Source organism: Mycetocola reblochoni REB411 (genome assembly GCF_900163835.1).
Taxonomy (GTDB): domain Bacteria; phylum Actinomycetota; class Actinomycetes; order Actinomycetales; family Microbacteriaceae; genus Mycetocola_B; species Mycetocola_B reblochoni.
The window spans coordinates 38174-60286 of sequence record NZ_FUKR01000058.1; the positions used below are offsets into that span (position 1 = coordinate 38174).

The 22113-nt window shown below is 66.2% G+C and carries 14 protein-coding genes and 2 pseudogenes; 11 read left to right on the top strand and 5 right to left on the bottom strand.

All coding sequences use genetic code 11. The annotated features are described in order from the left end of the window. Window positions 1–19 precede the first annotated feature (19 nt). The 5 genes from FM119_RS10640 to FM119_RS10660 all read left to right on the top strand — a co-directional run bounded on the left by FM119_RS10640 (window position 20) and on the right by FM119_RS10660 (window position 6082). A complete protein-coding gene (locus FM119_RS10640) occupies window positions 20–991 on the top strand; it encodes a glycosyltransferase family 2 protein (RefSeq protein WP_087137942.1) in 972 nt (323 codons plus the stop codon). Continuing rightward, a complete protein-coding gene (locus FM119_RS10645) occupies window positions 988–1821 on the top strand; it encodes a glycosyltransferase (RefSeq protein WP_087137944.1) in 834 nt (277 codons plus the stop codon). Before FM119_RS10640 ends, FM119_RS10645 begins: the two co-directional genes overlap by 4 nt. 87 nt (window positions 1822–1908) lie before the next feature. Further along, window positions 1909–4296, top strand: coding sequence for a hypothetical protein (locus tag FM119_RS10650; protein WP_143822685.1), 2388 nt, complete (start codon window positions 1909–1911; stop codon window positions 4294–4296). A gap of 128 nt (window positions 4297–4424) precedes the next feature. Further along, window positions 4425–5309: an ABC transporter permease gene (locus FM119_RS10655; RefSeq protein ID WP_087137949.1), complete on the top strand. Its 885-nt coding sequence runs from the start codon at window positions 4425–4427 to the stop codon at window positions 5307–5309. After that, a complete protein-coding gene (locus FM119_RS10660) occupies window positions 5309–6082 on the top strand; it encodes an ABC transporter ATP-binding protein (RefSeq protein WP_087137952.1) in 774 nt (257 codons plus the stop codon). The genes FM119_RS10655 and FM119_RS10660 overlap by 1 nt, the downstream gene beginning before the upstream one ends. A 188-nt stretch (window positions 6083–6270) precedes the next feature. On the opposite strand, the gene FM119_RS10665 is transcribed toward FM119_RS10660, so the two are convergent. After that, on the bottom strand, window positions 6271–6519 hold the full coding sequence (locus tag FM119_RS10665; RefSeq protein WP_087137954.1) for a hypothetical protein: 249 nt from the start codon (window positions 6517–6519) through the stop codon (window positions 6271–6273). Beyond that, window positions 6516–8189 (bottom strand): methyltransferase domain-containing protein, encoded by a 1674-nt coding sequence (locus tag FM119_RS14045; protein ID WP_218778771.1) that lies wholly within the window; start codon window positions 8187–8189, stop codon window positions 6516–6518. Before FM119_RS14045 ends, FM119_RS10665 begins: the two co-directional genes overlap by 4 nt. A gap of 193 nt (window positions 8190–8382) precedes the next feature. Between FM119_RS14045 and FM119_RS14425 the strand changes: the two are divergent. The 4 genes and pseudogenes from FM119_RS14425 to FM119_RS10680 all read left to right on the top strand — a co-directional run. Continuing rightward, window positions 8383–8859: pseudogene (locus tag FM119_RS14425) on the top strand (glycosyltransferase family 2 protein); the annotation flags it as partial. Between the two features lie 259 nt (window positions 8860–9118). Next, window positions 9119–9319 (top strand): annotated as a pseudogene (locus tag FM119_RS14430) (hypothetical protein); the annotation flags it as partial. Between the two features lie 231 nt (window positions 9320–9550). Next, a complete protein-coding gene (locus FM119_RS14055) occupies window positions 9551–10600 on the top strand; it encodes a hypothetical protein (protein WP_218778773.1) in 1050 nt (349 codons plus the stop codon). Further along, a complete protein-coding gene (locus FM119_RS10680; protein ID WP_087137957.1) occupies window positions 10570–11502 on the top strand; it encodes a CDP-glycerol glycerophosphotransferase family protein in 933 nt (310 codons plus the stop codon). The genes FM119_RS14055 and FM119_RS10680 overlap by 31 nt, the downstream gene beginning before the upstream one ends. Window positions 11503–11548: 46 nt before the next feature. Here the strand turns inward: FM119_RS10680 and FM119_RS10685 are convergent, their stop codons facing one another. Then, complete coding sequence (locus FM119_RS10685; RefSeq protein ID WP_143822686.1) at window positions 11549–13063, bottom strand: polysaccharide pyruvyl transferase family protein; 1515 nt, start codon at window positions 13061–13063, stop codon at window positions 11549–11551. Between the two features lie 178 nt (window positions 13064–13241). Here FM119_RS10685 and FM119_RS10690 point away from each other — a divergent pair, with 178 nt between their 5' ends. Together FM119_RS10690 and FM119_RS10695 are read left to right on the top strand one after the other, a co-directional pair. Next, window positions 13242–16871, top strand: coding sequence for a bifunctional glycosyltransferase/CDP-glycerol:glycerophosphate glycerophosphotransferase (locus FM119_RS10690; protein WP_179205297.1), 3630 nt, complete (start codon window positions 13242–13244; stop codon window positions 16869–16871). Window positions 16872–17240: 369 nt separating this feature from the next. Then, complete coding sequence (locus FM119_RS10695) at window positions 17241–19055, top strand: glycosyltransferase family 2 protein (RefSeq protein ID WP_179205299.1); 1815 nt, start codon at window positions 17241–17243, stop codon at window positions 19053–19055. 73 nt (window positions 19056–19128) lie between these two features. Here the strand turns inward: FM119_RS10695 and FM119_RS10700 are convergent, their stop codons facing one another. Continuing rightward, window positions 19129–20502, bottom strand: coding sequence for a bifunctional cytidylyltransferase/SDR family oxidoreductase (locus FM119_RS10700; protein WP_087138056.1), 1374 nt, complete (start codon window positions 20500–20502; stop codon window positions 19129–19131). Between the two features lie 74 nt (window positions 20503–20576). Next, complete coding sequence (locus FM119_RS10705; RefSeq protein WP_087137965.1) at window positions 20577–22100, bottom strand: hypothetical protein; 1524 nt, start codon at window positions 22098–22100, stop codon at window positions 20577–20579. Between the last annotated feature and the right edge of the window lie 13 nt (window positions 22101–22113).

The following is a 22113-nucleotide window of genomic DNA, read 5'->3' on the forward strand; positions in this document are numbered from 1 at the left end:
TCGGACGAAAGGACCCCGCATGACCCCCAGCCCACGCGTCGTGGCCGTCGTCGTCGCCTTCAACCGACGCGACCTGGTCACGGAGACGCTCGAGTCGCTCTTCGCGCAGAGCCGCCCCGTCGATGCCGTCATCGTCGTCGACAACGGCTCGACCGACGGCACGAGCGAGCTGGTCGCCGAACGGTTCCCCCGTGCACGGCTGCTCACTCTGGACCGGAACACCGGCGGCGCCGGCGGCTTCGCGGTCGGCATGGAGCGCGCGCTCGCCGTGGAGGACGCCGACTGGGTGTGGGTGATGGACGACGACACCGTGCCGACGGAGACGGCGCTCGAGGCCCTGCTTCGCACCGCGCGGGTCGCCCCGGAGGGCAGCGATCTCTTCGCCTCCCGTGTGGTGTGGACGGACGGCCGCGAGCACCCGATGAACATGCCCCGGCGCAAGCCCTTCGCCTCCCGCCGGTCGATCGCGGCGGCGGCCAGGCACAACGCGTACCCGGTGCGCTCGGTGTCCTTCGTGTCCATGATGGTCTCCGCCGCGGCGATCAGGCGCGTCGGCCTGCCGGTCGCCGCGTACTTCCTCTGGAACGACGACTTCGAGTTCACCGCCCGCGTGCTCCGGCGCTCGCGCGGCTACCTCGCCGCCGACAGCCTGGTGGTGCACAAGACGAAGGTGTTCGGCTCGACCGACGCCGACCCGGGGGAGCGCTTCTGGCTCGAGGTGCGCAACAAGCTCTGGCTGTTCCGCTTCTCGGACGCCTTCAGCCTGCCGGAGAAGGCCCTCTACCTCGTGGCGACGCTGCGCCGCTGGGCGCGGACGTTCCTCGCCTCCTCCGACAGGGGCGTGCTCCGCCGCGGCCTGGCCACGGGCCTGCGCGACGGTCTGCGCACGGCTCCCGAGCCGAACGACGTCGTCCTGGACGGGCTGCCGGAGGCGATCGTCCGCGGCCAGCACGAGCTCCAGGCCGGGGCGGACAGCGGCCGTTCCCGATGAGTGACGCCGTCCCGTTCAGCGTGCTGCTGCCGGTGTACGCCGGCGATGAGGCGGCGCACTTCGAGCGCGCGTTCCGTAGCGCCGTGCAGGAGCAGACGCGGCGGCCGGCGCAGGTCGTCGTCGTCCAGGACGGGCCGGTGCCGGGAGCGCTCGCGGACGCGATCGCCGTGGCGGTGGCGGGCTCGCCCGTCCCGGTCGTGCACGAGGTGGTCCCGGAGAACAGGGGTCTCGCCCACGCGCTCACGGTCGGCCTGGCGCTGTGCGCCCACGACGTCGTCGCCCGGATGGACGCCGACGACATCTCGCTCCCCGAGCGCTTCGAGCGGCAGCTGCCGCTCATCGAGGCGGGGGTGGAGCTGGTCGGCTCCGGGCTGTACGAGTTCACCGGCGACGGCGACATCACGGCGGTGCGGACGCCGCCCGTCGGCCACGACGAGATCAGCGCCTTCGCGCGGTTCCACGACCCGTTCAACCACCCGACGGTGGTGTACCGCCGCGCCGCGGTCCTGAGCGCCGGCGGCTACCGCCCGCTCGAGCTGATGGAGGACTACTGGCTGTTCGCCCGGATGATCCGCGACGGCGCCCGCGTCGACAACGTCGCGGAGCCGCTGGTGATGTACCGCACGGACTCGGGCTCCTACTCCCGGCGCGGAGGCTGGCGGCTGTTCCGCAGCGAGCTCGCGCTGCAGCGGCATCTGTACCGCGAGGGATTCATCGGGACGGGGCGGTTCCTGCGCAACGTGCTGGTGCGCGGCGGCTACCGCTTCGTGCCGGTCGGCGTGCGGAAGTTCCTCTACCAGCGGGTGTTCGCCACCAAGACCTCGTCCTGACGAACACTCGGCGTGTCGCTCCCCGGCTGGGAGTGTGATCAGTGTGACTATTGTTTTTGGTGTGAAAGTTGCGCATAGTATTGCCTCATGCGCCCCACACCCCCTCAGCGTGTGCTCCGCACCGCGATCGTCGCCGTCCTGAGCTTCGCCCTCGCCGCGGTGATGCTCGTCGCACCCAGCGTCCCCGGTGTCCCCGGCGCCGACGAGGAGCCGGCAGCGGCGGCCGACCTGTCCAAGTTCGACCCGTCGAACATCATCAGCGACGCGGTGTTCTTCAACTCGGGCACCATGACGCAGGGGCAGATCCAGAACTTCCTGGCCTCCAAGGCCGCGAGCTGCTCGGGCGTGACCTGCATCAAGGACTACCGCCAGACCACGACCAGCCGTGCCGCCGACAGCTACTGCAAGGCCTACACGGGCGCATCGAACGAGCTCGCCTCGGCCATCATCTACAAGGTGTCCCAGGCCTGCGGCATCAACCCGCGCGTGCTCATCACGACGCTGCAGAAGGAGCAGGGGCTCATCACCAGCGGCGCGTCCACGTCCTCGGCCAGGTGGAAGATCGCGATGGGGTACGCCTGCCCCGACACCGCGGCCTGTGACACGCGCTACTACGGCTTCGCCAACCAGGTGTACTCCGCGGCGCGCCAGTTCAAGGTCTACGCCTACTCCGGCTACTTCACCTGGTTCCCGGTGGGCAAGGCCAGCTCCGTCCAGTACCACCCGAACGCGGCCTGCGGCTCCTCCCGCCTGACCATCAAGAACAAGGCGACGGCCGCGCTGTACTACTACACGCCGTACCAGCCGAACGCCGCCGCCCTCGCGGCCGGCTACGGGGCGTCGAGCAACTCCTGCGCGGCCTACGGCAACCGCAACTTCTACAACTACTTCACCGACTGGTTCGGCTCCACCGGCGGCGGCAACAGCTCCAGCGGCAACGGCGTCACCAGCCACCTGATCCAGGCCACGGGTCAGAACGAGGTGTACCTGGTCAACGGCAAGACCAAGTTCCACGTCGACAGCAAGGCCAACTACAACGTGCTCAAGTCCAAGCTGGGTGCCGCCCAGAAGGTCAGCGTCGCGACGGTCAACGGCTACACGACGAGCACGAAGAAGGCCACGCTCGTGCTCCGGAACGGCACGGGAGATGACGTCGTCCTCATCGACAACGGCCAGTACCACCGTTTCACCTCCTGCGCCCAGGTGGCGCTGTGGGGGACCAGCTGCGCCAACGCAGCCAACGCCGCGCCCGCCGCGCTGGCGAAGTTCGGCAAGGGCGCGGACGTCGCGCCCTTCGTCCGGACCCCCAGCAGCAGCAACGTCTACTGGATCAAGGGCAACACGACCGCCTACTGGACGAAGAACAGCCAGGCCAACAGTGCGCTCAACGGCGGCAAAGCGCCCTACGTGGCCACGCTCCCGGACGCCCGCTTGAAGAAGCTCACCGTGTCGTCGCAGCGGGTGCTCGCGCCGCACTCCCTCGTGAAGACCTCGGGCAGCTCGCAGCTCTGGTACGTCAACGGCCTCGGCTCGCGGCACCGTGTCGCGCACGCCTCGGTCGCCGCCGAGCACGGCGCCTCCACGACGGTCACCACTGTCAGCGACGCCGAGCTCAAGCCGTACAAGGCCGGAGCCAACCTCGGCCTGCTCGTCGGCTGCGGCGGGACCGAGTACGTCGGCTCGCGCGGCACGCTCGTGCCGGTCGGCTCGGCCGCGAAGGGCGGCCTGCCCTCCGCCGTGACCCTCGACGGCCTGAACTGCGCCCTGACGAAGAAGGACACCAAGAAGCTCACCACGGCGACCGTGTTCGTCCAGGACACGAGCAACAACCGCGTCTACGTTCCGCAGAGCGGCCAGTGGCGCTGGTCGCGGAACGCCGACATGCACGCCACGCTCAATAACGGCTCTGCCCCGCGCGTGCTCAAGGTGGCGGGGACGACGCGGACGTCCGTGCTGGCCACCGGCCCGACGGCGATCGTTCCCGGCAACCTGTACAAGCAGGACGGCGACTCGATCGTGTACCTCGTCACCGATGCGAAGACGCGGTACCGCCTGCCGGTCTGGGGCATGGCGAACGACTACGGGCTGGCCCGCACGAGCCACCTCGTGGCCCCGTCGACGCTGTCCGCTGCGTCCTACACGAAGAAGGACGCCGGCCTGTTCGTCCGCTGCGGCAGCACGAACTACATCATGAACGGCGGCAAGGCGACCAAGGTCCAGAAGGTGCCCGCCGGGTTCACGCCGATCACGCTGTCGAGCGGTTTCTGCTCGAGCATCACGACGTCCGGCTCCGTCAGCGGCCGCGTCTTCGTCAAGGCGAGCGGGACCGGAAAGGTCTACGAGCTCGTCAATGGGAAGGCCAGGTGGATCACCACGCGCGCCAAACTGGAGAAGCTCAACGGCGGATCCTGGCCGACCGTCCTCAGCATCCACGCGGACTCGCTGCGCGTGATGCCGAAGGGCCCGAACTACTGATCAGCGCTGCCCCGCGGCGGCGGCCGGGACCCACGGCCGGCTGCCGGGGACACCGCCAGCAGCCGGGGTATGATGCAAGGCGCGGCCCGATCCGGCCCGTCTCCGCCTAGAAAGAGTGACCCACCCCAGTGACTACCGTTGACCTGAGTGAGTTCAGGACGCCCGGACGCGGTCGAGGCATCCTCGACGTCTTCCGCTGGCACTATCTGCTCCGTCTGCTCGTCAGAAAAGGCACCCAGACCCGCTACCGCAACTCCGCCCTTGGATGGGGCTGGTCGTATGTGAAGCCGGCAGCCCAGTTCGGCGTCTACTACGTCGTGATGGGCATCATCCTCGAGCTGCACCGCAACATTCCGCTCTTCGCGGTGTACCTGTTCTCCGGCATTGTGATGGTGAACTTCTTCAACGAGTCGTTCTCGAACGCCACCAAGTCGATCACCGACAACCGTGCGCTGGTGAAGAAGATCTACCTTCCACGTGAGCTGTTCCCCATCGCCGCCGTGATCGGCGCGTTCATCCACTTCCTGCCCCAGGCCGCGATCCTGCTGGTCGTGTGCCTGCTGATGGGCTGGACGCCGTCGTTAATCGGGCTCGCCGCGATCGTCGTCGCCATCGTCATCGTCGCGGTGACGGCGCTCGGCCTCGGCATGTTCTTCGGCGCCCTGAACGTCGCGTACCGCGACGCGCAGAACTTCGTCGAGATCATCCAGGTGTTCTCCACCTGGTCCGTCCCCGTGCTCTACACCTGGCACATGGTCGCCGACAAGGCGCCGGAGTGGCTGTTCAACATCTACATGGTGAACCCGCTCGCCGCCGCCGTCGAGCTGTTCCACCGCGGGATGTGGCGGCCCGTCGCCGAGCGCGCGATCGCGACGGACGGCGGCGAGCTGTTCGCCGGCCCGGCCAACCTCTGGCTGAATGCCGGCATCGGCCTGGCCATCGCCGTCGTGTTCCTGCTCGCCGGGCAGGCCGTGTTCCGCCGCTTCGAGCGCCGCTTCGCCCAGGACCTGTGATGACGAACGTGTCCGAGACCACAGAAAGCACCCCAGCCGTGGCAGAGAACAAGCCGAGCATCATCGTCGACCACGTCCGCAAGGACTTCCTGCTGCGCAAGTCGCACTCCTTCAAGGAGGCCTTCATCGGCTGGATCCGCGGCAAGGAGGTCAAGGCGAAGAAGTTCCAGGCGCTCGACGACGTCAGCTTCATCATCAACGAGGGCGAGTCCGTCGCCATCATGGGCTACAACGGCTCCGGCAAGTCGACGATGCTGAAGCTCATCTCGGGCGTCCTCGAGCCGGATGCGGGCAAGATCCTCATCCGGGGGCGCCTCGCCGGGCTGATCGAGGTCGGCGCGGGCTTCCACCCGGAGCTCTCCGGTCGCGAGAACGTCTACCTGAACGCCGCGATCCTCGGCATGCAGAAGGAGGAGATCGACAAGCGCTTCGACGACATCGTCGCCTTCAGCGAGATCGAGGCCTTCATCGACCAGGAGGTCAAGCACTACTCCTCCGGAATGTTCATGCGGCTGGCGTTCTCCGTCGCGATCCACACGGAGCTCGACATCCTGCTCGTCGACGAGATCCTCTCCGTCGGCGACGCCCCCTTCAAGGAGAAGTGCCGCGCCAAGATCCGCGAGCTCGCCGGTCAGGGCAAGACGATGGTCATCGTCAGCCACGACCAGCGCATGATGAAGGAGCTCTGCGACCGCGGCATCGTCATCAAGAAGGGCAAGCAGGTCTACGACGGCCCTGTGGCGGACGCCATCGAGGTCATGCAGCAGAAGTAGCGGTGTCGCCGACGACGGGAGCCCCGACCGAATGGTCGGGGCTCCCGTCGTCGTTGCGGGGTGGGGCAGTGCGGGGTGAGGCAGCGCGGGACTGCCGGGATCGCCGGCGCGGGCGAAGCCGCGGGCCGGGCGGTCGCGCGCCGGAGGCTCGGGCGGTCGCGGGCACGACGTCCACGCCGCCGGGGGCGTCACGTGCCGGACGGGTCCCCGTCCTGGCCGAGCCGGTCCACGACGACGTCGTAGAGCTCCGCGATGCGGAGGTTGTCGGCACGCAGCTCGTCGACGTCGCGCTGCAGCTCGAGGATCTGCGCCTGCGCCTCGGCCAGCTGCTCGCCGAGGGTAGCGGACGACGGTGCGGTCAGCGAGCGGTGCACCCGCTGGGTCGTGGTCGGTGCCACGCGCGACAGCGCCCGACTGATCCGTCCGGCGATGCTCATCGGTTCTCCTCCTGGGTCGGCGTCGTCAGGGTGATGGTCCCGACGACGAATTCTCTCTCACCGTGCGGTGTGGTCCTCACACCGTCGCGCTCGATGCGGAACGAGAGCCCGTGCGGTTCGAGCTCGTCCGCCAGGGTCTCGACCGGCAGGTGCCAGCTGCTCGGGTCGTCGAAGCTGTACGCGTCCTCGTCCAGTACCGTGTCGACCGCCACGACGGCGGAGCGCGGCTCCGGTGAGGGGTGCCGCAGTGCGGAGCGGATCAGACCGAAGACCGCCGATCGGGTCTCGCCCGTCAGCGTGTGCAGGACGAAGGCGGCGCTGATCGACCACGGCGAGGGGTCGGCGCGGATCCGGACCGCGAGCTGGTCGACGCGACGGCGCTCGTTCAGGTTGAGGAACTCGGCGTCGACGCCGGCTGACCGTGCAAGAGCGACGGCCTTGAGCGAGTAGTCCACGCCGAGCACGCGTCGGCCGTCGCCCGCCAGGGCCGCGGCGATCGCCCCCGACCCGGTCCCGAGGTCGAGCACGCTCCCGCCGGCGGGGAGCAGCGCTCTGGCGCTGCGCAGGTAGCGCTGCTGCCCGTCGAGGTGCTCCGGGGCGGCGACGGACGAGTAATACGACTCCCAGTGCACGCGCCCGGTGTTGAAGCTGCCGAACCAGTTCTCGTACCTGCGCCGGGTCGCCGAGGGGGTCTCGAAGTGGAACGCGGGGTCAGGGGTGCGCCAGTCCGCGCCGTAGCAGGCGGCGAGCCAGTCCTCGGGGACGGGAGGGGCGGGCACCTGGACGCCCTCCCACTCCACCCGGACGGTCGGCAGGAGCGACGACCTCGGCACCGGCGCGCGCAGGTGGAACGGCTGGCAGAAGTCCTCGCCGCGGAAGAACCCGGTGAAGATGTCGATGTAGTGGTCGATGTCGCCGCCGTCGATGAGGAACGTCACCTGCAGGTGAGCGCCGCTGTGCCGGACGACGGTGTATCCGGCGTCGGCGAGCTCCCGCTCCATCCGGTAGCTGCGCAGCACCAGGTCGGCGGGGGAGGAGTCGGGGAAGATCACCGAGAGGTCGCTGTCGTCGTCGTTGGGCAGCATGCGCCCGTCCCTGACCAAGCCCAGCAGGGTGCCGCTGGTGATCGCCACGTCGTAGCCCAGAGTCTCCAGGTCGTCGCAGAGGACGGCCGTCCGGGCGATCAGCCGCTGGCGCAGGTCCTCGTCCGCGGTGACGACCGCCCCGAGGACGCCCCACTTGTTCACGACGAGCGCTTTGCCGTTCGCGTCGACGACCGTGGTCCGCTCGGGGCTGTCGTCGAAGGTGACGTCGCTGCCGGCGACGACGCTCGCCGTCGCCGCGTCGGTGACGGTCAGGCGAGTGCTCCCGCGCAGGTGGGGCCGGAGTGGCTCGGGCCAGGGCAGGCGGTGCACCCGCCTGTGCGGCTCCGGCAGCGTCGTCGACCAGATCGGGCGGCCGTCGAAGGAGACGGTGATGGTGGCATCGGGGTCGAGCCCGATCAGCGCGACGCGCAGCTCGTCGACGTCCGCGCGGAGGATCGCACCCGTGTCCGAGGCGTCGCGGGCCGCGTCGCGCCGGGCGGCATGGACGAGGTCGGTGTCGAGCGCCGACGTCCGCGGAAGATCACCGTCCGGCACACGAGCGGAGCCGTCTGCGTCGATGTTCACGCGGGCTCCTCTTGTGCTGCACGAGTCGGTGGCCGTCGAGGACACGGCGTGGTCGACGGGGAAGGTTCGGGTGAATTCGAATCTAACAGGTGGGGCTGCGGCCGACTGCGCGATTCGCCGCTCCGCTTCGCAGTCACCATGAAAGCGGCCGATCCCAGGCCGAGTTCGACGGGCGCGTGACAAAATCGACTCTGTGAACCCCGAGCAAACGACAGATGAATCCGCGCGTGCTGATCCCGCCCCCATCCTCGTCAGTGTCGTCATCCCCGTGTTCAATCCGGGCCCGCACATGGCCGACCTCATCGCGAGCCTGCGCAGGCAGAGCATCGGCCTCGACCGGATGGAGGCGATCTTCGTCGACGACGGCTCGACCGACGGCAGCGGCGAGGAGCTGGAACGCCTCGCCGAGCAGGAGGACTGGGTGACCGTCGTCCGCCAGCCGAACTCGGGCTGGCCGGGCAAGCCGCGCAACGTCGGGATGGACCTGGCCAGGGGCGAGTTCGTCATGTTCAGCGACCAAGACGACTGGCTGGGCGACGAGGCACTCGAGCGCATGCGGGACTACGGCGTCGCCAACGGCGCCGACGTGATCGTCGGCAAGATGGTCGGGATCCGCCGCACCGTCCCCAAGAAGCTGTTCGAGAAGGACATCCCCTACGCCAGCGTGAGCAACACGCTCCTCGCCGACTCCATGACGCCGCACAAGATGTTCCGTGCGAGCTTCCTCGCCGCCACGGGCCTCCGGTTCGCCGAGGGCAAGCGCCGGCTCGAGGACCACCTGTTCGTCACCGAGGCGTACCTGCGTGCCAGGAACGTGTCCGTGCTCTCCAGCTACGACTGCTACTTCCACATCTCGCGCGACGACGGGGGGGAACGCGGGGTTCCAGCGCTTCGACGCCCGCGGTTACTACACCAACCTCCGCGAGGCGATGGACGTCCTCGACACCTATCTGCCCCCTGGTCGCGACCACGACGTCTTCATGAACCGCTGGGTCAGGGTCGAGATCCTCGGGCGGCTCCGCGGCACCCTCCTGGGCAAGCTCGACGACGAGGGACGAACCGCGCTCGTCACCGAGGCTCGGCGGACTCTGCGCGAGCGCGTCCCCGTCACCGCGGACGCCCGTCTCTCGAGCCCGGCCGACCGGTTCGCCGTCGCCATCCTCCGACACGGCACCGTTCAGGAGGCGTCGTCACTGCGAACGCTCGCGTCGAACCTGGACCCTGAACTGGTGTTGAGCGCTTCGGCGTCGGGTGTGGCGGAAGGCGTTCTCACAGTGGTCGTCGACGGCTCCAGGAGGAACGCTGCAGAACTCACCGTCCGTGAGGCTGCTGGAGGCTCCCTCAGCGCGGAGACACTTGCCGTGCTCGAGGCCGAGGGCTGCGGTGGCGACGCGCTGGCTCCTGATCAGCTGCACTGGGCGTTCGGAGCGACGTCGACACGTGAAGCCGGGCGCTACGTCATGGACGCAAGTCACCGGTTCCGCCCGGAGTACTTCTCCGCGGACACGGTCCGGGGGACCAGCGCGCTGGGCCCGCTGCGGCCCCGTGTTCTGCTCGGCCGCGCCGGAAGCACGGACGATGCCGATCGTGTCAACATGGAGGCGAGCGCCGCCGGGACCCCCGCGGCGACCGTACTGTCGGCTGAGGACCAGCGACGGGCTCTGATCCGCGGCTACCTGGACCACTTCAACCGGTGGAGCGGGCGGCTGCACGGGCTCTCCCTCGCCGCGGTGGTCGCCGGCGTGGTGAGTTTGGCGAGCGGCTCCGCCCTCGTCGCCACCTTGAGCTCCATCGTCGTGCTCGCCCTGACCGTCGCCGCTCAGCAGCGTGCCGCCTGGCTGGGCCGGTTTCCTGCCCCGAGGCTGATTCTGCTCCTGGCGCCCGCGGTCGCCTTTACCTCCACAGGGAACACCGTGTCCAGCCTCGTGATCGTGGCGATGGCTCTGCTCATCACCGTCGAGGCGCTGCTCAACCAGCCCGCGAACAAGCTGCCGCGTATTCCGATGGCCAATGTGCCCGGGATGACCGATCTGCCGACGCTGAAGCGCACCTTCAAGGTGGGGTACGTCTTGCTGGTTGTGGCGGAGGCCGCTGTGATCGCGCTCCTGGCGTACGGACTGCCGCTGCTTGCGATCGTGCCGCTCCTTGCCGGTATCGCGCTGCTGGGGTACATCGCTTTCCGGATCAAGGCCGTGCGCGCGCAGCACCACCGCATGGTCGTCGCGAAGTTCGACCGGCTTGCCGAGCTGGAGCCCCGCTTCCTCGTGCATTGGGACGGCCCCCTGGCCGGTACCTATCAGGTGGGGATGTGGGGGACGCACTCCGGGCAACCAAGCTGCCGTTTGCGATCGTGGTGCGCAATGACCAGCACGTCAGAGCGATGTCCGACGCGACGAACGGCCTGCCCGTGATCCACATCGGCGACTCCGTCGACGTCGATCGCTCGATTCTGCCCAGCCTGCACGCCATCGTGTACGTCAACACCGCGGTGAAAAACGCGCACTACATTCGCTTCACCCATCTGCGTCAGATCCAGATCAACCACGGTGACAGTGACAAACCCGCGAGCGCGAGCAAGGCATTTCGCATGTTCGATGTGAACATGGTCGCGGGTCAGGCCGCCGTCGACCGCTTCGCCCACTACGGCGTCCGCGTTCCGCGCGAACTCGTTCGCATCGTCGGCCGGCCCCAGGTCGCCGCGATCGAGACGGCCAAGCAGAGTTCGGTCGACACGGTGCTCTATGCGCCGACCTGGGCGGGATTCTTCGGTGACTCCGACTTCAGTTCGCTCCGGCAGGGGGAAGCCATCGTGGGTGCCCTCCTCGCGCGAGGCAAGACCGTGATCTTCCGGCCGCATAGCTTCACGGAGAGGAATCCTGAGCTCGCTCAAGCGGCGGAACGAATCCGCGCGATGCTGCGAGCTGACTCTGAAACCTCTCATCGCGGTCACCTGTTCGGGCGAATCGCTGAGAGCGAGATGGGGATCGTCGACTGCTTCAATCGATCCGACGCCATGATCGCCGACGTCTCAAGTATCGTGACCGACTACCTGTACTCGGAGAAGCCCATGGCCATGGTGTCGGCCAATACGGATGTCGCGGCATTCCGGGAGTCGTTCCCCGTGTCCCGCAGCCTGTACGTCGTTGATCAGGAGCTGCGCAACTTCGAGAGCGTCCTCAATGAGCTCGCGGTGACCGACACCGGTAGGCTTGCGCGGCTCGCGGCACGTCGTTACTACCTGGGCGAGTTCGCACGACGGAGCTACGCGAGTGACTTCGTCACGGCATTGCGGGAGGAAGTGTTCCGGCGCTGAGCCTCGGTTTGGCCGGGGCGAGGGTTCAACCGTGGTCACGCCGCGATCAAGGGCGACCCGAACGGCGACTACGTGTGCTCAGTAGACGCTTCGCAGCTCGTTTTCTAAGCGCAGAGATGTACTCGTCGTTTTCTCGGGCGCGTCGTGAGACTGACGTGACCTCGTACTTCAACGTCTGGACCACTTGCTCGAGCTCGCTGTCATCGGAAGGCTTGGGCGGGCATATCGGTTTCGGGGCGAAGGGGGGAACGTAACGGTCCGCCGCGGGTGACTTCGTCGATCCACACAGCCAGCGAAGACGTGACGCGAGCTCGGCTCCGTTCGAGGAGCGCACGGGCGTAGCAGCAGGCGCGAGTTGCGCGGTGCGGAGCTTCTCGTCAAAGGCCTCATTCTGGTTTCCCGGCTGGTGGACATGACGGAGCCCGTTTCTTTCGAGGAAGTCGATCCAGCGCTCGAAGGTGGGCTGCCGCCGGGTATTGAGCTCACTAAAGTCCGCGCGGTTGAATAAGGACTCTGCGGTGCATTCACCGATACCGTTTCGACCCACCGGTTCAGCGGGCATGCCGTGATATGAGGCGAGTTCGGCGGTACGGGAGTCGAAGGTCAGAACTACGCTCGGGGTGCCTGCCGCGAGGGCTGCGATGTTGCCGTGGATGCGCGTGCCGAACGCGAAGTCGCGCGTAGCCATGAACTCATGCCAGGTGCGGGCGTCGACGAAGAACCGGACCTGGCCGTCGTGGTGGTAGGGGTGATCGAGCGTGCCGGGCAGGTCCTTGTTCCATCCGGCAATCGGTTCCCCCCAGAGCAGAAGCCCGAGCTCCCGGTGTTCTTGGGGGACGAAGACGATATCGGTGAACCGCTTGTGGTGTCGCCGCAACATCTCCGCCGACCCCGGCACGGTCGGGGTGATGTTCACCGCGAGCTTGCTCGTCGGGTTGAGGCTATTGAGCTTCTTCTCGATCGTGGGGGCATTGCCGCGGAAGTCAAACATGGAGGGACAACCGATGACGTCGATGTGGTCGTCGCCGAAGCCCAGCGATGCCAAGTAGTCCTTCGTGATCTCCCCGCGCACGCCGACGCTGGCTGAACGATCGAGCACGGCGGACACGAACGCGCGCACGTCCTCGTTCAAGGCGTCGCTCACCCCGCTGAGATCGCCGCTTGAAGGCAGCTGTGCTCCCACCCCGGTTACCGTGACCGGAATGTCGAGCTCGGTGACGACCGTTGTGAGCCGTCTCAGCGCGGGGCGGAATTGCTCTCGAAACGCGTTGGCGAGGGGGACGACGAATCCGTTGAATTCATCCTTTATACGGGATGCGTGGGCGCGATCGCTGCCTGTGCGCTCGGTCGTGAAAGAATCCGGCACCAGATCGATATTCGGAACACTGAGGGTCCGGAACACCGACTCCGCGAAAAGCAGATTTCCGCTGTTCGCGCCGAAAACTCCGTTGGGCCCGTGGGCGAAACTCGCTTCCAGTGAAAGCGTCTGCGTCGGGTCCTTGGGAGCGCGGATCAGGATCCTGTGAGTCGGCATGGTGCGTGAGCCTACCGGCTCAGTCACGGAATTGCTTCCCTCCGCAGAGGCGGCCTGGTGGCTGGGTTGTTGATTCCTAATGCATACGCCGGTACCCGCTGCGGTGCCGCGACCTCACCGTGGAGTAAGCTGGCCAACGGCAACGTCTTCGCCCTGTCGCGAGCGTTGGCGACCACCAACCCCTGACACATCGAACAGGAGACGCGTGAAGCTGCCTGCCGTAGTGCACGATGCACTCGCACACCCCCGTCTGCTGCCTGCGCGTGAGAGCGTCCGGGCGGCGAGGAACTGGGCCATCGGAGTCGGCCGCCGGATGGGGGTGCGTCCCGATCGATTCCGCGCGGGGCTGCTCAGCGTTGTCGTTCCGGCGTATGGTGTCGAGGCGTACATCGCCGAGACGCTCGGTTCGTTGAGTAAACAGCGCTACAGCAATATCGAGATCATCGTCGTCGACGACGGTTCTCCGGACGCGAGCGCTCATATTGCTCGGAAGATGGCTCGCTCCGACCCAAGAATTCGTGTTATCTCGCAAAAGAACCAGGGGCTGAGCGGGGCACGAAACACCGGTATCTCTGCTGCCAACGGCGAGTATCTTGCGTTCCTCGACGGAGATGATTTCGTCGACCGGCACGCTTACTCCGACGCGATCGGAGCGCTTGTCGAATCAGGGTCGGATTTCGCTGTTATGCCATACCGGCGAGAAAAGAACGGAACATTCCCATCGGCCGCGCCTTGGATTCGATCGGCGCATCAGGTGACGCGGCTCGGCGTAACTATCGATGAGTTCCCGGACATTCTCGTCAACGCCGTGGCATGGAGCAAGGTGTACCGTAGGGACTTCTGGGACGCCAGTGGCTTTCAGTTTCCCCAGGGTGTGCTCTACGAGGACCAGGCCGTCTCGACGGCTGCGTATACGGCAGCGCGGTCGTTCGATGTGCTTAGCCGGGTCAGTATCAACTGGCGTATCCGGGCCGATCAGACCTCCATCACCCAGCAGATCACTCAGCCGCGGAACATCCGGGATCACGGCGCCGCTGTCCAAGAGTCCCTGCAAATCCTTCGGGAGGCCGGCCGTGAGGAAGTCCACGACGAGCGCCTGCGACAGGTCCTCAACAACAACATGGGTGAGTTCCTCCTCCAGCTGCGCGGCATCGGCGGCGAAGCATGGACCGAGTTCCAGCACATGGTCAAGGGGCTCGTAGATCTCACCGGGGAGCGGGGCCTTTGGTCTCAGATCGATGCGCGTAAAAAGGTGCTCCTCAGCCTGGTCGTCGCAGGCGAACGAGACGCGGCGCTAGGCTTCTTGCGAGACGGCGGATGGCACGCCGACCACTTTCCCGCTCGAGCGGCCAACGCGGAACTACACGCCGATGGCGCACCATACGCAGCTGTCGAGCAGTTGGTACCACCATTTGCAATGGAGCTCAGTGCCACAGAGACCCAGGCCACCGTCGAGGTGCGGTCAGTGGAACGCGTCGACGATGACCTGTACCGCCTGCGGGCGATTGCCTACATCAACCGCATCGCAGGGAACGACTACACGTTCGCGGCCGCTCTCGTCGATCACCGCGGAGGGACGGGGACCCCGCTCGAGGTGCGTCGGGGGGAGAGCCTCGGTGATGTCGTCGGTCACACGCGACGCTATGCGGACATGTCGGATGCATCGATCGAGATTGATCTCCCCCTCGAAGCGCTGGCCGGTACAGGAACACTCGCGCTGCACGTTGAACTGGGATGGCACGGTGTTGCTCGCTCGACGACGGCGAGATTGTGGGGGAATGCCAGCGTTCCGCGTCCGGGATTCAACGAGCAGGGCCTTATAACGGAGTTCGTCAGGAGCGTGGGCGGCGAACTGGAGATCAGGCAGAGTCGGCGCGACTTTGTCGTCCGTGCCGCCAAGATCGATGGTGAGGACGTCACGGTTTCCCTGGTGGCTGCCGCGCAGCCGGAACGTCTCATCCTCGTGGACCGCGGCGACCGCTTCGGGCTTGAGCGAGTGAATGTTCCTCTCCGTGCCGTAGGTGATGGAACGTGGACCGCACGGTTCCGACTGCCGCGTCGGCCAGGGGCCGACCGCTGTACGCACAACTACAATGTCACGGTTCGGGACGCCGCCGGAAAAGACCATCGTGCCGCGATTGAGCCCGGCGTGGAGCAAAACGGGAAAGCCGTTGAGGTGGTGTCGCGCTACACGACGCGCGCGACCGGAGAGCTGTCGGATACGGAGACTTCCGCAGACGTGCTGGTGCGGCATCACCGCGGTCGCGTCTTCGCGGATGAGGTGCGCCTGACGCCCGACGCGCTTGTCGTCGACGCGTCGTTCGTTCCCGGCACACGACTCATTGCCGCCTCCATCATCTCAGGTTCGCTGACCTTTCCCGTTCCGATCGAGCGCGTCTCTGACACGGCAGTCCGGCTCGTTATTCCGCGAAACGTACCGGGAGCCGACGGCGTGGTCAGGCCGTTGAAGTCGGGGGACTACACGGTGATGTTCCGGACTGCGACGGGCAAGGTCGAGCTTTCGCCAGCAACGGCGATCATCCAGTCCCTCTCCGTGAGGTTTGACGACGGCGAACACTCCTACGTTCTGTTCGGTGCCTCGCGGGGATCGGCGGGACCTCGAGCCGTCCGGCTTGGCGTCGAGCCTTATCGGCGCACCGATGAGCGCGGCGGGGGAAATCAGTGGCGTCTGAAGGACGAGTACCGGCACGAACGGCGACCGCTGCGGCGGGCCATACTGTTCCGCAATCTCTACAGCGAAGCCGCGAACGACAGCGCGCTCGCCGTTCATAACGAGCTACTTAGACGTGGAAGCGACATTGAACGCGTGTGGGCGGTGCGAGACCGCTCGGTCCCGGTCCCGGACGGCGCAGTGACTGTGGTCGAGGGAACCAGGGAGTATTTCGAGGCGTTCGCGCTTTCGCAGTATGTGATGGTGAACGTGCACCAGCCCGACTGGTTCTTCAAGCGGGATGAGCAGACGCTTATCCAGACTTTTCACGGTTATCCGTTCAAATTCAACGGGCGTGAGTGGTGGGATCGACTCGATTTCGGTGCCGAAAGAAAGGAGTCCTTCTTCCGGCGGGCGGACGAATGGGACATCCTGGTCTCTCCTGCCCCATACGCCAGTGAGCACCTTCAGACGTTCTATCGCCCGGAACGCACGGAGTTCCCCGAGATGATCGAGCTGGGGTACCCGAGAAACGATGTTCTGGTTCGCGGCGACGCGGAGCGACGCGATCGCGCTCGCCGGGTGCTCGGTATCGGCCCAAACCAGCGCGCGATTCTTTACGCGCCCACGTTTAGGGACTACGTGTCCGGTGACGATATGAGCGCCGATATGGTGGCGCTTCTCGACTACGCCCAACTGGCTAAGCGGTTGGGTCCGGGCTACGTCGTGCTGTTGCGTGGGCACCCGTTCAACGCCCGCCGGGGGACCAAGGTCCCTGCGACGGTCATCAACGTGACGGATTATCCGGACATCAACGATCTCATCCTCGCGTCGGACATCGGTGTTCTCGACTATTCGTCGCTCCGGTTCGACTACGCGTTGACGGATAAGCCTATGGTGTTCTTCGATCCCGACCGTGACCGCTACTTCAGCTACCGGCAGGGTTTCATCCCGTATGACGGCACCGCGCCGGGCCCGCACGTCGATACCTTGTCGTCGCTGACCTCGGTGGTCAAAGATCCGCCCGCCTCTGCACTCCACGGCTCTGACGAGCGCAAGGAGTTCCGGGAGCGCTTCACGCCCCTTGAGGACGGAAGAGCGGCTAGCCGTCTCGTTGACGCGATGCTCGAGATAGGGGCGAGTAAAGCTGCCGACCAGCGATAGCGCGCGGCTGGCACGTCGGGTGCGCCCCCTGTGGATGGACTCGTAGAGGAGCTGGGGCGAGTTGTTGGCGGCGACACGGGCGCCGGCGCACATCGCGGGGTTTTGGTTTGGCGCCGGGCGGGGCGCCGCGCAGGGACCCGGGCGGCGTTTTTTGGCAGGTGGCCCCGGGGCGCTACGCGCACTCGTTCGAGGCCCTCGACACGCATGACGCGCAATCGCGCATCCCCGCACGGAGTTCCATCGGCACACGATCGACGAGGTTTTACGAGGCACAATGGTTATTGTGCTCCGTGTCGGTGGCAGCCAGAACCAGTCGGGAACATACACTTAAATCCAGCGGCAGGCCCAATTGTGATAAAGCGAGATTCTATGGAACCGAAAGTCAGCGTAGTTGTTTCTACTCACAACTCGCAGCATGATGTCCACCGTCTGGATGAATCACTGCGAGGCCAGACACTCCCGCAGAGTGATTTTGAGGTGATCTATGTTGACGATGGATCGACGGACGCCACATTGGAAATTTTGAACGAGCTCGCCGCGTCATTCGACAACACGCACGTGATCTCGATCGATAACTCGGGTTGGCCGTGTCGGCCGCGAAATGTGGGCATCGATGCTGCTCGAGGTGAGTATGTGGCGATCATGGATGATGACGACGTCTTTTTTCCGGATGCGCTGCGGGCTGCGTACGAGTTTGGGAAATCAAACAATTCTGATGTCGTTAACCCGAAAGAGTCTCACTCCGAGGTTCCGTCCTGGTCGATGGCTGTGTTTAAGAAAAACGTGCCGAATGCTCGTAATGTGCTAGCACCTTTTTCACTGATGGCTCTTAATCCGCGCAAATTGTACCGGCGACAGTTCCTTAATGATCATCAGTTGCGCTTCCTGGATAACGGCGAGCGAGTGCCGTTTGAGGATGCTCTCTTTAATATGGCCGTCTTTGCTAAAGCTTCGGTCGTGTCAATTCTGGCGGACACCCCATACGCGGTGTGGGTGCAGAGCGGGCAGGCGAGTATTAGTTCGACTGTGGTGCTGGAGCCCGAAGAGCGGTTCAAGGGGCAGGAACGCGTGCTTCGTACGATTACGGAAACCACCGAGGCCGGGAGTGTCCAGCGAGACTCTGCGTTGCTGTATGTGCACCATTCTCGGGGTGCCGGGTTTTTCTCACGTCACATTGCGCGGAAAACCGACGACGAATTAAGTCACCTGGTTGAGCTGGCTCATACGCACACAATCCCCTATCTGGATCCCCATCTCGATGACCTATTAGCGAGTTCGTTGCACGACCGCAGCACTCTCTTGCGTGCCCGGAAGAACGCCGAGTTGCGTGAAATAGCGGCCTGGGACGAGGAAGTCGTTGGCAGGACGACGCTGACCAGAATGCGGTCGACGCCGCAAGGTGGCGTTAGACTGTCTCTCCGCACCGTGTGGCGGCGTTCGGGAGAGCGGAAACCGGGGATCTATCGCGATGAGGCCGGGGTCTTGCGCAGAGCGTACCCGGAGGCAGTCCGGGGCGCTCTCGGTCGCGAGGTGGCTGGCTTAGACCGGGATATTCAAGATGCGACGGTGCGACTCGGAGTTCGGCATCGTTCCCAACCGGTGACCTGGACATTCGACACGAGGATCACTAGCAAGACTCTGGAGGGGCCCGACCAAGATCTCGACCTTGTCGTCGAATCTGAAGTGGAGCTGACCGGTCTCGAAACCTCAGCGGGTAATGTTCTGAACGGCGGGAGTTGGGTTCTCAATAGCTTTACGGCGCTGTTCCAGTACACACAGCAGCGTCCGCTCCGGGTTGGGGATAGTACGATCACCAGGGCATACACCGCTGCGGATGGTCGCGTGATGACGGTTGCTCGTGTCGCTTCCGGTTATGAGCTGACGGTCGCACGCCTCACGGTCACTCTCGATAGGTCCGGGGGTGCACCGATGATTCGTTTTGTCGAGACCGACATCGCTCCGATCAAAGGGAAGATCTTGATGGGAAGGAAACTAGTGTTTCCGTGGGGCGATCGTTTGATGGTATTCGCTCAGCGCAGCGTGGCCGCACGGCGACTGGTGCGGTTGCTGGCTCGCGCTCGCTGGACAGCAGTAGACCGGACTGGTGGCATAACTAGCGTGGCTGCTCCATCGCGATTGGGTGCAACAGTTTTTATCCAGGGGATCCCGTACGCCATCAGCTGACGCGATTGCCGTGAAACTTGTCGGGCCCGTCCGCTCCAGGGAGCGAACGGGCCCGACACGTAGGCGGGACCAGCTACCGCACGGTGACGTCGACGACCTGCCCGGTCAGCTCGCTGAGCACCGTGCGCGCAGTCGCCTCGGCGACCTTCTCCGGCGTGAGCAGGGTGTCGGCGGGCTCGTCGCCGAAGGCGGCCGTCCGCATCGGGGTGGCGGTGCGCTGCGGGTTGATGCAGTTCACGCTGACGCCGCTGTCGGCCCACTCCTCGCTGAGCGCCTGGGTGAGGTTGACCACGCCGGCCTTCGTCGCGGAGTACAGGCTGTATCCGGCACGCCCGCGCGTGTACGAGCTGGAGGTGAACAGCACGAGGTCGCCGTGGCTCGCCTCGAGGTGGGGGTACACCTCCCGCGCGATGATGGCGGGCGCCAGCAGGTTCGTGTTGATGGTCTTGACCATGTCGCGCTTCTTGATGGTGGTCAGCGGGGCGATGGTGAGCACGCCCGCGGTGATGACGACGATGTCGATGCCGCCGAGCTCGGCGACGGCCGCGTCGACGGCCTTCCGGATGCTCTTGCGGGAGCGCACGTCGGTCCCCGTGGCGGAGCGGCTGAAGGTTTTCACGACGGCGCCGTTCTCGGCGAAGCCCTCCGCGATCGACAGCCCGATGCCGTAGGAGCCGCCGAAGACGACGACGCGCTTGCCGGCGAGGTCCGCGAGGTCGACGGTGTCCGCATCGACGCCCTTCTTGCGCATCTGGAAGATCTTGTCGGCGAAGGCGATGTCGATCGCCTCCGTGACCTTCATGTTCTCGGAGCTGCCCTCGACCACCTTGATCGGCGTGCCGGGCAGGTAGTTGAACACGACGCCGCAGTCGTCGGTCGCGGCGAAGTCCGGGTCCTCCGCGGCCTTGGCGTAGGCGGCCCTGATCGTCCCGGCGCGGAATGCCTGCGGGGTCTGGCCCCTGCGGAGCACGGCGCGGGCCGGCATCTGGTCGATGCAGTCGTCGGCGTCGACGCGGATGATGGTGTCGGCGGAGACGATCGCGGTATCGACGGCGGAGTAGTCGTCGAGCGCGTCGATGCAGTCGTCGATGATGCGGTCGTCGATGAAGGGGCGGACGGCGTCGTGGAAGAGCACCTTCGTGTCGTCGGCGCCGACGGCGTCGAGGGCGCGCAGCGTGGTGTCGTTGCGGGTGGCACCGCCGGGCAGGGTGCGGCTGAGCTTGTGAAGCCGGTCGCGGTCGATGACCTTCTCGAGCTCGGGGATGGAGTCCTCGTGCATCATGACGATGACCTCGTCGATGCGGGGGTGGTCGTTGATGGTCTCCAGCGTGTGCACCATGATCGGCTTGCCCGCGATGCGGATCAGCTGCTTGGGGATGCCGAGGCCCACGCGCTCGCCGACGCCTCCGGCGAGCACCACGGCGATGTTCTTGGACGACGACGTCACGAGCACGGTCCTTTCTGCACGACGGGCCGGGGCGCGCCGTGGATGTTACGGAAGGTGAATAATCCGTGAACAGTCTAGGGCGTGCCGTCTGAGAGCAAGGCCCGGAACTCGGCGCTTGGGCGCGTGTGCTGGAAACGCGGGTGGCGTGCGATCAGGATCGTCACGACTAGTGCGGCCGCGCCCGCCAAGGCCAGGACGTAGCCGGCCCAGGTGAGTCCTGGCCAGATCGCCGCTTGCTCCCCGCTGAAGCGTCGTGCGAGCATCGCCGACGTCTCGACGCCCATGAGGGTCGAACGGATCACCACCCAGCCCAGCAACGCGATCGCCGCCGCACGGCCGGTGACGAGCGCGAGGGCCATCACCGGGGCGAGGAACGGCACGAGGGCGAAGAAGTACCGGGGGAGCGAGGAGCCCGCACCCGCCGTGTGAGAGATCTGCATGGCTGCGACGCCGAGGCACGCGAGCACGATGACGCCGAACACGATCATCTCGGTCCCGCGGCTCTCGCCGGACCGATCCGGCGCGGCCACGTCGCTGCGGCGTGCCGTGGGCGCGATCGTATCGACGTCCGTGGGTGTACGGGTCACCGCGATCCGGCGCAGCCAGATGACACCGCCGACGGCCACGGGCAGGAGGAACAGGATCGGGATGCCCCAGTTCATCCACCACGCCCAGGGCTGCTCGGGAACGGTTCGGGTGGAGAACTGCTGGAGCATGGTTTTCCAGAAGTCGGGGTCACCGGCAACCTTCAGCAGCGGCCGTGCCCCGCGTCCGGTGTGCTCGGTGGCCCAGTCCGGGTGCCCTCCGCTGAGGTTGCCGGTGAGCGCGACGTTGCGCAGGTAGAACCAGGCACTGCCAAGGACCATCACGACGCCGCTGAGCACGGGGGCGCCGACGGCGCGCCAGAACCCGGGGCGTGACACAGTGAGCCGCTGGATGAGGAACGCGGTGAGCAGCAGCGCGCACAACGGGAGGGCGGAGAAACGCGTCAGCGCGGCCAGGGTGATGAAAAGCGTGAAACCGAGGTACCACCGGCGACGATGCGGTTCGCGGAACATCGCCACGAGCATCCCGAAGGCCAGGCACACGACCACGGCGGCGAGGACGTCGTTGTACACCGAGCCGCCGAGGCGGACGAACCAGACGGAGAGGCCCGTGATCAGCGCTGCAGCCCAGGCGACGGCGGGGCGGCCGGGGAAGATCCGGCTCGTGGTCCACCTGACGGCGAACAGCAGAGCGACCGCGAGTCCGGCGACGACCAGCCGGGCACCGATCGCGGCACCGACGATGTGGCCGGCGTCGACGAGCGGGCCGACGACGGGGGCCAGGAGCAGGTAGAAGAGCGGAGGATGCTGCGCCGTCCATTGCACCGGCGGGTGCACCCCCATCGTGTTGGCGAGAACGAGGCCGTCCTCGAACACGGGGAGCCGTCCCTGCCACAGCTGCAGCGCGTAGTCGACGTGGGCCGCCTCATCGCCGCTCGAGTACGCCGGGGACCCGAACACGTAGATCAGCGGGCCGCCGAGGCCGAGCGCGACGAGTCCGAGAACCCCCAGCCATCGCGGGATGCGGCGCGGAGCGCCGTGACGTGAGGGCATGGGGATCGAGGTC